11 protein-coding genes are annotated in these 12275 nt (G+C 42.9%); all 11 read left to right on the forward strand.

Annotation, left to right across the window (positions count from 1 at the left end):
- Positions 1-96: 96 nt before the first annotated feature.
- The 11 genes from V3595_RS12035 to ftsZ all read left to right on the forward strand — a co-directional run bounded on the left by V3595_RS12035 (position 97) and on the right by ftsZ (position 11989).
- Positions 97-1569: a UDP-N-acetylmuramoyl-L-alanyl-D-glutamate--2,6-diaminopimelate ligase gene (locus tag V3595_RS12035; RefSeq protein WP_485907395.1), complete on the forward strand. Its 1473-nt coding sequence runs from the start codon at positions 97-99 to the stop codon at positions 1567-1569.
- 87 nt (positions 1570-1656) lie between these two features.
- The gene (gene mraY / locus V3595_RS12040) at positions 1657-2634 is read left to right on the forward strand and encodes a phospho-N-acetylmuramoyl-pentapeptide-transferase (RefSeq protein ID WP_101224579.1); all 978 of its coding nucleotides are present in this window, start codon (positions 1657-1659) and stop codon (positions 2632-2634) included.
- A complete protein-coding gene (murD, locus tag V3595_RS12045; protein WP_485907396.1) occupies positions 2635-3987 on the forward strand; it encodes a UDP-N-acetylmuramoyl-L-alanine--D-glutamate ligase in 1353 nt (450 codons plus the stop codon).
- 153 nt (positions 3988-4140) lie between these two features.
- Positions 4141-5247 carry a stage V sporulation protein E gene (spoVE, locus tag V3595_RS12050; protein ID WP_245406448.1) on the forward strand — a complete coding sequence of 369 codons (1107 nt, stop codon included), beginning with the start codon at positions 4141-4143 and terminating at the stop codon, positions 5245-5247.
- Positions 5248-5602: 355 nt separating this feature from the next.
- On the forward strand, positions 5603-6511 hold the full coding sequence (gene murB / locus V3595_RS12055) for a UDP-N-acetylmuramate dehydrogenase (protein WP_260357038.1): 909 nt from the start codon (positions 5603-5605) through the stop codon (positions 6509-6511).
- Between the two features lie 130 nt (positions 6512-6641).
- On the forward strand, positions 6642-7424 hold the full coding sequence (locus tag V3595_RS12060) for a cell division protein FtsQ/DivIB (RefSeq protein ID WP_485907397.1): 783 nt from the start codon (positions 6642-6644) through the stop codon (positions 7422-7424).
- Complete coding sequence (locus V3595_RS12065; RefSeq protein WP_402900432.1) at positions 7411-8103, forward strand: DUF881 domain-containing protein; 693 nt, start codon at positions 7411-7413, stop codon at positions 8101-8103. The genes V3595_RS12060 and V3595_RS12065 overlap by 14 nt, the downstream gene beginning before the upstream one ends.
- Positions 8104-8145: 42 nt before the next feature.
- Complete coding sequence (locus tag V3595_RS12070) at positions 8146-8856, forward strand: DUF881 domain-containing protein (protein ID WP_485907398.1); 711 nt, start codon at positions 8146-8148, stop codon at positions 8854-8856.
- The gene (locus V3595_RS12075) at positions 8856-9221 is read left to right on the forward strand and encodes a small basic family protein (protein WP_434169045.1); all 366 of its coding nucleotides are present in this window, start codon (positions 8856-8858) and stop codon (positions 9219-9221) included. The genes V3595_RS12070 and V3595_RS12075 overlap by 1 nt, the downstream gene beginning before the upstream one ends.
- A 267-nt stretch (positions 9222-9488) precedes the next feature.
- On the forward strand, positions 9489-10787 hold the full coding sequence (gene ftsA / locus V3595_RS12080; protein ID WP_137018792.1) for a cell division protein FtsA: 1299 nt from the start codon (positions 9489-9491) through the stop codon (positions 10785-10787).
- A 44-nt stretch (positions 10788-10831) separates the two neighbouring features.
- On the forward strand, positions 10832-11989 hold the full coding sequence (gene ftsZ, locus V3595_RS12085) for a cell division protein FtsZ (RefSeq protein ID WP_101224586.1): 1158 nt from the start codon (positions 10832-10834) through the stop codon (positions 11987-11989).
- Positions 11990-12275 lie beyond the last annotated feature (286 nt).

The raw sequence follows: 12275 nt of genomic DNA on the forward strand, positions 1-12275 counted from the left end.
TCGGGATAACCCCGTATAATTGAAATTGGTTTTCTCGACAAGCCGAGGCTAATCACATATAATGAATCCTCAAATTAAGTTGAGAGGGATGGAAAAATGAAGCTTCACAAATTACTATCTTATTTACACTCCTTATTTCCGTATGAAGGAGAGAATCCTGAAATCACCTCCATTGAAAATGATAACCGTAAAGTCATAGACGGAAGTTTATTTGTTTGTATAAAAGGTTATACAGTCGATGGTCATGATTTTGCCCAACTTGCTGTAGAACATGGAGCTGCAGCAGTCATTGCCGAAAGGCCGCTTGACCTCGATGTTCCCGTGATCGTAGTCAGGGATTCGAGCAGGGCTATGGCGGTGCTTGCCGATGCATTTTATGGCCATCCGACTCAAAAGATGCGCTTGATCGGAATTACAGGTACGAATGGAAAGACGACGACCAGTCACTTATTGGAAAAGATTTTCGAGGATCGACAAGAAAAAACAGGCTTGATTGGCACGATGTATACAAAAATTGCCGATACGGTATATGAAACCAAGAATACGACGCCAGATAGCGTTACGCTGCAGAAGGCTTTTCATGAAATGGCCGAAGCATCTGTTACCACGGCCATTATGGAAGTTTCATCTCATGCACTTGAGCTTGGACGCGTCCATGGCTGTGATTATGATATTGCCGTCTTTACGAATCTTACACAGGATCATTTGGACTTTCATAAAACCATGGACAGATACAGGCAAGCAAAATCCTTGTTTTTCTCACAGCTCGGCAATGCTTACATAGAAAATCGTCCTAAATATGCTGTGCTTAATGCTGATGATGAGGCAACAGCCGATTTCATTAAAGCGACTGCTGCGACAGTGGTTACATACGGCATAGACAAAGAAGCGGATATCAGGGCCACGGATATAAAAATTGATGCAAATGGCACATCTTTCACCTTGACAGCAGGTAAAGAAGAGCGTTACATTCAGCTGAAGCTGATTGGTAAATTCAGTGTTTATAATGTACTCTCTGCCATCTCTGCCGCTCTGTGCGCCGGTAACGATCTGGATGAGACAATTAAATCCATCGAGGAAATAAAAGGTGTTGCAGGCCGTTTTGAGCTCATTACAGCGAATCAGGACTTCCCGGTCATCGTTGATTATGCTCATACTCCGGACAGCTTAGAAAATGTTCTCAAGACTGTTGGTGAGTTTGCTAGAAAGAAAATCTTTGTGATAGTGGGCTGCGGCGGGGACCGAGACAAGACAAAGCGTCCCATCATGGCCGAAATTGCTTGCAGCTTGGCGACTGATCCGATCTTCACTTCGGATAATCCGCGCAGTGAAGATGCTGCCCAGATTCTCCGGGATATGGAGGCTGGTGTAGCAGGCAAAGAATATACGGTTATCGAAGACCGCAGGCAGGCGATAGCTTACGCTGTTTCCAGGGCGGAAGAGGGCGACGTGATTTTAATAGCTGGAAAAGGTCATGAAACCTATCAATTGGTCGGTGACGAAGTGCTTCACTTCGATGACCGTGAAGAAGCGGAAAAGGCGATTCAAAGCCGTTTGGGTTCAGTTTGAACCGACGCTAAATTGCCCTGGAGCAAATAAAAAAGACATCAAGCAGAATTTTATATTTGAATTGTGTTAGGAATGAGGGAGTAAGGAATGTTGGAACAAGTGATTTTTTATACGATTTTGGTGGCGTTTTTAGTAACCGTTCTTCTTTCGCCGATTTTCATCCCGTTTTTAAGAAGATTGAAATTCGGGCAAAGTATCAGGGAAGAAGGCCCACAATCACATCTGAAGAAAACGGGAACACCCACCATGGGCGGTTTGGTCATATTATTATCTGTTACCATCGCTACACTGATCATGACTTTGAAATTCTCGGCACCTTCAACCGAAACGTATTTATTACTATTCGTTACTTTAGGTTTTGGTTTATTAGGTTTCCTGGATGATTTCATTAAAGTGGTCATGAAGCGAAACCTGGGACTGACTTCCAAGCAAAAATTGCTTGGACAAATTGTGATTTCGGTCATCTTTTACTTCGTCTTTAAGCAGACAGACCGTTTTAATCCTGAATTGACGATTCCAGGCACTGACTTTGCTTTTGATTTTGGCTGGTTTTATCTGTTTATCGTTATTTTCTGGCTTGTAGGTTTTTCGAATGCCGTCAATTTGACGGATGGGCTTGATGGACTTGTCTCAGGAACATCAGCCATTGCCTTTGGTGCTTTTGCCATTTTGGCCTGGAGTCAGTCGCAATATGATGTCGCTATTTTTTCGGTGGCGGTTGTCGGTGCAGTACTTGGATTTTTGGTATTCAATGCACATCCAGCAAAGGTTTTCATGGGGGATACGGGTTCCTTGGCCCTTGGAGGAGCGATCGCAACCATCGCTTTGTTAACGAAGCTTGAAATCCTACTGGTAATCATCGGCGGAGTCTTTGTCATAGAGACGCTCTCGGTCATCCTGCAGGTAGGATCTTTTAAAACGACTGGTAAACGTATTTTTAAAATGAGTCCGCTTCACCACCATTATGAGCTTTCCGGCTGGTCGGAATGGCGCGTCGTCGTGACTTTCTGGACAGTGGGGCTGCTGTGTGCGGTACTCGGAATCTATTTAGAGGTGTGGATATAATTGAGAGAGACTGCAAAGTATTCAGAGAAAAAGATATTAGTATTGGGTTTGGCAAAAAGCGGAGTGATGGCAGCTTCGCTTCTACATAAATTAGGTGCATTCGTTACAGTTAATGACATGAAGCCATTAACGGAAAATCCTGAGGCTCAAGGACTTCTTGAACAGGGAATCAAAGTCATCTGCGGCAGTCATCCGATCGAGCTCCTTGATGAAGGTTTCGAGCTGATCGTGAAAAACCCGGGAATCCCCTATAGGAACCCTATTATTAAAGGGGCATTGGAAAAAGGGATTCCAGTTATAACGGAAGTTGAACTGGCCTATCAGATAAGTGAGGCACCTTTCATAGGAATCACTGGTACAAATGGGAAAACGACCACGACAACATTGATATACGAAATGTTGAAGACCGGTGAAAAATCCCCGCTGATTGCCGGTAATATCGGGACAGTGGCTTCTGGTGTTGCCCAAAAAGCAAAATCCGATGACTCGATCGTCATTGAATTGTCGTCGTTTCAGTTAATGGGAATAGACGAATTTCGTCCTGAAATCTCAATCGTGACAAATTTGTATGATGCACATTTGGATTATCACAGTTCCAAACAGGAATATGTCGAAGCAAAAGCTGCCATTACGAAAAATCAAATAGCTTCAGATTTCTTGATTTATAATGCAGATCAAGATCTTGTTTTATCCATGGCGAAAAAGACCAAGGCTGAACTTGTTCCTTTTTCAGCTGAAGTGAAACATGAAAATGGAGCCTATGTGGAAAATGGTGCCGCCTGTTTCCGTGGGGAAAAAATCATTGAAGTTTCAGAGATAGCCCTTCCTGGTAAGCATAATCTGGAAAATGTTCTAGCGGCCATCTCCGCGGCAAAACTGAAGGGTGTAGCTAACGAAGCCATTCAGACTGTACTGAAAACATTTTATGGTGTGGAGCACCGTCTGCAGTTTGTCGCAACGATCGATAACCGTAAATTTTATAATGATTCGAAAGCGACGAACATTCTTGCAGCATCCAAAGCATTAACATCCTTTACGGAACCTGTCATCTTATTGGCAGGCGGTTTGGATCGCGGAAATGAATTCGATGAGTTGAAACCGGCGATGAAAAATGTCAAAGCCGTGATAACTTTTGGTGAAACGGCAGAAAAAATTGAACGGGTAGCCAAAGAAATAGGAATAGCGAATATAAAACGTGTCGATAATGTAGAAAAGGCCGTGCCTGCTGCATTTGAATTATCAAATGAAGGCGACTGCATTCTTCTCTCCCCGGCTTGTGCAAGCTGGGATCAATATAAAACTTTTGAGCAAAGAGGAGACATGTTTATGGAGGCCGTGCATAAACTTAAGTAAGAGCTTTCGCAGAGAGAAGTGAACCTGCTTCTACGTAGACACCTTGGAAAAAAGCGATAATGAGCCGTTATCGCTTTTTTTTTGACTAAAGTGCTGACAAGCAATCAGCATTGATGTTTATATTCGCAGGCTCGAAAAACTTCCTAGAGGTGGATGTCCGTGCCATTAAAAAAATCGAATCCTGATCTCATTCTTATTATCGTCACCTTAAGTCTTTTGACTGTTGGTTTAATCATGGTTTACAGCGCGAGTGCCATATGGGCAACATATAAATTTGATGATTCGTTTTATTTTGCTAAAAGACAGTTGCTGTTTGCCTGCGTTGGTGTCATAGCCATGTTTTTCATCATGAATGTGGATTACTGGACGTGGCGGACATGGGCCAAGATCCTTATCATCATTTGTTTCATTATGTTACTGGCTGTGCTTGTACCGGGTATAGGTATGGCGAGAAATGGTTCGAGGAGCTGGATTGGTGTAGGTGCCTTTTCGGTCCAACCCTCTGAGTTCATGAAGCTGGCAATGATCGCTTTTTTAGCTAAGTTTTTATCAGAACGGCAAAAGCTGATCACCTCCTTTAAAAAAGGGATGCTTCCATCTTTGGGTTTAGTGTTTTTGGCATTTGGATTGATCATGTTACAGCCGGACCTTGGAACGGGAACGGTAATGGTTGGAACGTGCATCGTCATGATTTTTATTTCCGGGGCAAAGATCAGTCATTTTGTCGGCTTGGGGCTAATCGGGGTAGCAGGTTTTATCGGTCTGATTTTGTCAGCGCCCTACCGGATAAAAAGGATCACGTCTTTTCTGGATCCTTGGGAAGACCCTTTAGGCAGCGGATTTCAAATGATTCAATCGTTTTATGCAATCGGGCCCGGTGGATTGTTCGGCCTGGGACTCGGGCAAAGCCGCCAAAAGTTTTTCTATTTACCAGAACCGCAGACTGATTTCATTTTTGCCATCCTTTCAGAGGAACTTGGCTTCATCGGCGGCTCTCTCGTCATTTTATTATTTGCGCTCATGCTTTGGCGGGGAATTCGGATCGCACTTGGTGCCCCTGATTTATATGGGAGCCTTGTAGCGGTGGGAATCATTGCGATGGTCGCCATTCAAGTGATGATCAATATAGGGGTGGTAACGGGACTGATGCCAGTTACGGGGATCACCTTGCCCCTCTTAAGTTATGGCGGTTCATCACTGACGCTCATGTTGATGGCGATTGGGGTGCTCCTGAATATTAGCCGTTATTCAAGGTTCTGAAATAAGTAAAATATATGGTTTGGCAAAAGGGAAGTCCTGTTGAACGCAGGGCTTCCCTTTTTTTACGTTGAAAATCCTTGCCGGAAAACGATTTTGAAGGGAGCTTTGCCGAAAATTAGAAATAAATGAAATGCCGCTTAAATATTACCATGTATGAATGTTGGGGAATCCACAATAAATATTGGCAATACGGCTTTGTTTAGACTATAGTATAAGAGGGTTAGGCCGTACTGGGGCTTGCTTCTGTTCATTTTTCTGCTAAAAGGCGTTATTAATCTTGTAATATAAGGGACCTCATGGAAGAGGAAATGAAAATTTATAACTTGGAATTTTTGGAACAACAAGGAGGTTTATCATGGATAATGTGATAAAGCAATTAACTGAAATGAAAATCGGTAAAGTTCTTGAACAAGAACCGCTTGCGAATCATACAACTATGAAAATTGGGGGGCCGGCTGATTTATTCATCGTGCCGTCATCCATTGAAAATATAGAAAAAACGATGCAGGTCATTAAAGATCATGGGATGCCATGGAGGGTGATCGGCAGGGGCTCGAACCTACTTGTCAGTGATGGCGGAATTGAAGGTGCAGTTCTTAAATTGGGTAAAGGACTTGATCATCTCGAGATAAATGGGACGGAGATAAAAGCAGGAGCTGGGGTATCACTTGTCAGCCTGTCCGTGCAAATCAGTAAAAAAGGGTATGCAGGATTGGAATTTGCCAGTGGGATTCCTGGTTCCGTCGGCGGAGCTGTCTATATGAACGCTGGTGCACACGGCTCCGATATGAGTGAAATTCTCAAGGAGGCACATGTTCTTTTCGAAGATGGAACTTTAGCTTGGCTTTCGAAGGAAGAAATGGAGTTTTCTTATCGAACTTCTCTGCTTCAGAAGAAAAGACCGGGTATCGTACTGGAAGCAATTTTTCAATTGACAGAGGGCGATAAAACCGAAATCGTAGAAAGAATGCAGAATAACAAGAATTACCGTAAAGATACCCAGCCGTATAATCTTCCATGTGCCGGGAGCATATTTAGGAATCCACTTCCACATCATGCTGGTAAATTAGTCGAGAATGCAGGCCTGAAGGGACATTCTATTGGCGGAGCCCAGATTTCACCGATGCACGGGAACTTTATCGTTAACACAGGTAATGGAAGTGCAGCGGATGTTCAAGCCTTGATACAGCATGTGAAGGATACTGTGTATGATAAATTTGAAATTGAAATGGAAACAGAAGTGGAAATTATCGGCAGAAAATAATGGATTCATTATATCCAAATATTGTGATATAATGTGTTACCTTTTAAAGTTTGTAAATAGCCAAATATTGAGTTTGTCTTGATTTCACACTTTCAAGAACCATCCATTTTTTCAGGAAGAGGTGAAGGGGATGGAAAAGGGGAAAATCGTTTCCATTGAGGACCGCATCCCGAAATTAAAACAATTAAGAAAAAGCAAAGCAAACAGGCGGCTTGTTCTTTTGCTTTCCCTTTTCTTCATTCTGGTTGCTTGTGTGCTATATTTCTTATCCCCGTTGAGCTATGTGAAATCCGTGCAGGTAGAGGGGAATCGTTATATTACTTCCAAACAGATCATTAAATTGAGTAAGGTGAAGAAGGATCGAAGCATCTGGAAGGTTGATACAGGGGCAGCAGCAGCCAATATCAAAAAAAATCAAGAAATAAAAAGCGTTAAGGTGACTCCGGTATTTCCCAATTCCATTAAAATTACGGTTTCGGAACATAACAGGATGGCATATCTGTTCAATAATGGGAAGTTTGCACCCATTTTGGAAAACGGGTCCGTTTTAGAGGAGCTAGCAACAGGCGAAATTCCAGTATTTGCCCCTGTTTTAATTGGTTTCAAAGAGGGTAAAGCATTAAAGTTGCTTTTAGAAGAGCTGGACAAGCTTCCTGTCGAGATTCAGAATGCCATTTCAGAAATTCATTACGCTCCAACCAAAACCGATGACTACCATATCGTCATGTTTATGAACGATGGGTTTGAAGTAAGTGCGACAAGCCGTACTTTATACGAGAAAATGATTCACTACCCATCGATAGTCAGCCAGTTGGATCCAGAGGTAAAGGGAGTCATCGATCTGGAAGTGGGTTCTTATTTTAAAGCATATGAAGACGCTGAACAAAAGGAAGACACCAATGAGGAAAATTAATGGCAAACGGGTGGTTTTATCCCTAGTTTGCGTGGTTCTCGGATTCATGATTGCCTTCTCTTACAATCTGACCAAAGATGGCGAAGGTGCAGGGAAGGACAAAGCCTGGGACCAGGAATATGAGCTCAGGCAGCAGCTGATCGAACAAGAGAAACAGAACCGGGAACTTCAGAAGGAACTCCTTCAGAAGCAGGAAAATGTGTCCCAAATAGAAAAGGACCTAGCGCAGGAAAAACAGCTTTTTTTCAATTTGGCAAAGGATACGGAAAAATACCGGATGTTTCTCGGAAAAGTGAAGGTGAAAGGCTCAGGCCTTCAGGTGACGCTTGAAGATGGTACAGATATGGAGTCGGAAGCCAATGTTAATAACTACCTCGTTCATGAACAGCATGTCTTCAAGGTCGTCAATGAACTATACATATCAGGTGCAGAGGCTGTTGCGATTAACGGTCAAAGGTTAAATCATGATTCATACATAATCTGTAATGGGCCTGTGATTACAATCGATGGCCATCAGCATCCTGCTCCCTTCATCATTTCTGCGATTGGGGACCCGGATGTCCTGGCTGCTTCACTAGACCTGCCCGGTGGCATTAAGGAACAGCTGGTTAATGAGAACATTATCTTTACAGTGGAAAAGCAAAAGAATATCATTTTTGATCCAATTATTGGAGGGTGATCAGACCGCCGGATTCGATGAAAGATTGGTGAGAAACTGGAAATGAATAAAAAGCTTTCTTTTAGTTTGGTTACGTTGATTGCTGGCTTCATGCTCGCTATTCAATTCAATTTGGTGAATCAGCCTGTCATATCCGATACAAGGGATATGTGGGAGCTGAAAAATGATTTATTGAAAGAACAGCAGACCCAGGCGGAGTTAATAGAGGGTATCAGTAAGCTTGAGGGAAAAATAGCATCCTATGAAACAAAGAAAAATGAGAGTAAAGAAGAAGTATTGCGTGACACCCTGACCGAATTAAAGACTGACGCAGGTTTGACCGAAATAAAAGGTAATGGGGTCATCGTTTCCATACAGCCTATCAAAGCGGATATCCTTCTTGGTGAGAAGGTCGAGTATATTTCACCTGTATTGATCATTCGGCTCATTAATGAAATGTATAGGTATGGCGCTGACGAAATTTCCATTTCAGGACAAAGGTATATATCAACATCGGTTATTCGTGATATTAATGGGCAGCCGAAAATGGACGGGTATCCTCTTGTTCATTACCCGGTCGAACTGCAGGCAATAACCGATAATCCAAAGAAACTGAAGCAGCGCATAGAAGGTTCCGAACTTATGGATGATTTCTTTATAGACAATTTTGAAGTGCAGATTAAGGTGCCTTCCGGTGAGTTGACATTGCCGGCCTACCAAAATGCTATTGATGTAAAACACATGGAACCCATTATGGATGGGGGGGAATCGTAATGTGGCTTCCGGTTTTCGGACTATTGATTGGAATCACGCTTGGCTTTTTGGTGGATTTTGATATTCCCCACGAATATTCAAATTATCTCTCCATTGCCGTGCTTGCTGCTTTTGATACCTTATTTGGGGGCATACGGGCTCATCTGCAAAATCTTTATGATGAAGTAGTATTTGTAACAGGATTCTTCTTTAATATTATTTTAGCCGCAGGTTTGGCTTTTCTAGGTGTACATCTTGGTGTAGACTTATATTTAGCCGCAATCTTTGTGTTCGGCGTAAGGCTGTTTCAAAATATTGCCCTGATTAGAAGGATCCTAATTGAAAAATGGTCCATTTCCCGGAAAAAGCAGAAAAAAAATCGATAATTTTAAAGGGAATTAAGTCATAAATGACGAATAGTTTATGGCAGTATCTAGTTTATTAATGATATCATTCTCGTTAAAGAAGCGAACAATAAGCATCATAAAGAGAGAAATCTACGAGTTTTGTTCGGGAAATACAAATTGAACCGCTTATTATGAAAAAATTCGCGAGTTGTTTTAATCAGTTCTGTTATTCTATAATGTATAAGTCTTCGATATAAAAATGTTATTCTACTAATACATGTATAAAACTGAAGGAGGTGCCATGGAATGAACAGCAACGAAATATACGTAAGTCTTGACATCGGTACATCCAGTGTAAAAGTTATCATTGGGGAAATGGTCAATGACACATTAAATATAATCGGCGTAGGAAATGTTAAATCAGAGGGGCTCAAAAAGGGTTCGATCGTCGGCATAGATGAAACCGTCCAATCCATTCAAAAGGCTATAGAGCAAGCAGAACGGATGATAGGGATGGAGATAAAAAAGGTAATCGTCGGCATAAGCGGAAATCATGTGACGCTTCAGCCTTGTCATGGGGTAGTAGCGGTATCCAGTGACAATAAAGAGATTACCGAGCATGACGTTTTCCGTGTCAGGGAAGCCGCGGAGTTAATAACGATACCATCCGACAGGGAAATCATCGACGTGGTGCCGATCCATTACAAAGTTGATGAACTTGATGAAATCAGTGATCCAAGGGGCATGATAGGTGTCCGGTTGGAAATGAGAGGGATATTAATCACAGGTCTTCGGACAATTTTACATAATACGCTGCGCTGTGTGGAAAGGGCAGGGTTAGAAATAACCGATATCGCCCTTCAGCCCTTAGCCGCAGGTTCCCTTGTTTTATCCAAGGATGAAAAAGAACTTGGTGTGGCACTTGTCGATATTGGCGGAGGTTCCACGACTCTGGCAATTTTCGAACAAGGCTATTTACAATATACGTCTGTGATACCTATAGGCGGGGAAACACTTACTAAGGACCTTTCCATCGTTCTAAGGACAACGATGGAAGAAGCTGAGAAAATAAAAGTGAAGCATGGACATGCCTTTTATGATGACGCGTCTGAAGATGAAGTATTCCAAATACCGATCATCGGCAGCGATCAGCAGCAGACCTGCAACCAGTTAATGCTTTCGGATATCATTGAAGCGCGGGTGACCGAAATATTCGAGTTGATTCAAGATGATTTGAGGAGACTTGGCTTCCAGGATATACCGGGTGGTTTCGTGTTGACCGGGGGCGTCGTCAAGATGCCGGGAGTCCTGGAGCTTGCTCAATATGTGTTCCAAAACCGAGTAAGGACAGCTGAACCCAATTACATCGGTGTCAGGGAACCCCAATACACGACAGCTGTTGGTTTGATTAAACACGCATGCAAGAAAGAGAGAATGCAAAAAAACACCGCTAATAAAACTCCTGTAGCAGCTGGACAAGCTCAAGAAGATAACGACCAGCGCAGCCAGAAGGTTTCTCAGAAAAACAAAGAGAACACGGCTAAAAAACAAGGTGAAAAAGGTGAATCTAAATTCAAAAAAATCCTGGGTTACTTTTTTGAATAACAATCATTAAGAATCGGGAATTTCGTCAAAATAGGAGGATTGTCATGTTGGAGTTTGATTCTAATCTAGAACAATTAGCAACGATAAAAGTAATAGGTGTTGGCGGCGGCGGAAACAATGCGGTAAACAGAATGATCGAGCATGGTGTACAGGGTGTTGAGTTTATTTCTGTCAATACTGATGCACAGGCTCTTAATCTATCAAAAGCAGAAATCAAAATGCAAATCGGTGGAAAGCTTACACGCGGCTTGGGTGCAGGTGCCAATCCCGAGGTAGGAAAAAAAGCTGCAGAAGAAAGCAAAGAGCAGATTGAAGAAGCGCTTAAAGGTGCCGATATGGTATTCGTAACGGCTGGAATGGGCGGCGGTACGGGAACGGGGGCTGCTCCTGTCATAGCTGGCATTGCTAAAGATCTAGGAGCACTTACAGTGGGTGTAGTTACTCGTCCATTTACCTTCGAAGGCCGAAAACGTGCAACACAGGCACAAGGCGGCATTTCATCCATGAAGGAATCGGTTGATACACTGATCGTCATTCCGAACGACCGCCTCCTTGAAATCGTCGATAAAAGCACGCCAATGCTTGAAGCATTCCGTGAAGCCGATAATGTACTTCGTCAAGGTGTACAAGGGATTTCAGATCTAATTGCTGTTCCAGGTCTAATTAACTTGGACTTTGCCGATGTGAAGACCATCATGTCGAACAAAGGTTCCGCACTTATGGGAATCGGGATTTCTTCAGGGGAAAACCGTGCGGCGGAAGCGGCGAAAAAAGCCATTTCCAGTCCGTTGCTTGAAACATCGATTGATGGTGCCCAAGGTGTACTGATGAATATTACCGGTGGTACGAACCTAAGTCTTTTTGAAGTCCAGGAAGCGGCCGATATCGTGGCTACTGCATCCGATCAAGACGTAAACATGATCTTTGGTTCAGTTATCAATGAAAACTTAAAAGATGAAATCGTCGTTACGGTAATTGCAACAGGCTTTAACGAGGTTGAAGCTTCAATACGGCCTACTGGACGTCCAACACTCGGACAACAGCAGCAATCAAGACCTCAGACACAACAAACGCCACAGCAAAACGTGAAGCGGGAAGTGAAGAGGGAAGAAGTCAATGAACAGCCTGCACGTAATGCCAATCAAGGTGATGAGGCCTTGGATATTCCAACATTCCTCCGTAACCGTAATAGACGCCGTTAATATCGACGTCACATGCCGTCCCCATTTGGGGACGGTTTTTTGTCGTTAATAAATGAGTTCCTTAAAAGCAGTAGTGTCCAATCATAATGGGGCATTCTTCAGCTTTATCACTCTGACCGAAGTACAGAACGCAATCTGCATAATAGTATCCTTGATCTTGCCTGCATGTCCCTCAGCGGTATCTGACGGATCGCCTTGGCAGAAGGGATCCAAAAAGATGAGCGAGCAATAAATTATTAAACTTTTATAACATAAATCGACAGAAGTAAAAGGGAGCAGGATAGTC

It is taken from the genome of Bacillus sp. CFBP9009, from assembly GCF_036541465.1.
Classification (GTDB): domain Bacteria; phylum Bacillota; class Bacilli; order Bacillales; family DSM-1321; genus Peribacillus.

What these genes read in the sequence shown, in the direction of transcription:
- V3595_RS12035 (WP_485907395.1), top strand. Translation starts at nt 97, where the DNA reads ATGAAGCTTCACAAATTACTATCTTATTTACACTCCTTATTTCCGTAT.
- mraY (WP_101224579.1), top strand. Translation starts at nt 1,657, where the DNA reads ATGTTGGAACAAGTGATTTTTTATACGATTTTGGTGGCGTTTTTAGTA.
- spoVE (WP_245406448.1), top strand. Translation starts at nt 4,141, where the DNA reads ATGTCCGTGCCATTAAAAAAATCGAATCCTGATCTCATTCTTATTATC.
- murB (WP_260357038.1), top strand. Translation starts at nt 5,603, where the DNA reads ATGGATAATGTGATAAAGCAATTAACTGAAATGAAAATCGGTAAAGTT.
- V3595_RS12060 (WP_485907397.1), top strand. Translation starts at nt 6,642, where the DNA reads ATGGAAAAGGGGAAAATCGTTTCCATTGAGGACCGCATCCCGAAATTA.
- V3595_RS12065 (WP_402900432.1), top strand. Translation starts at nt 7,411, where the DNA reads ATGAGGAAAATTAATGGCAAACGGGTGGTTTTATCCCTAGTTTGCGTG.
- V3595_RS12070 (WP_485907398.1), top strand. Translation starts at nt 8,146, where the DNA reads ATGAATAAAAAGCTTTCTTTTAGTTTGGTTACGTTGATTGCTGGCTTC.
- V3595_RS12075 (WP_434169045.1), top strand. Translation starts at nt 8,856, where the DNA reads ATGTGGCTTCCGGTTTTCGGACTATTGATTGGAATCACGCTTGGCTTT.
- ftsA (WP_137018792.1), top strand. Translation starts at nt 9,489, where the DNA reads ATGAACAGCAACGAAATATACGTAAGTCTTGACATCGGTACATCCAGT.
- ftsZ (WP_101224586.1), top strand. Translation starts at nt 10,832, where the DNA reads ATGTTGGAGTTTGATTCTAATCTAGAACAATTAGCAACGATAAAAGTA.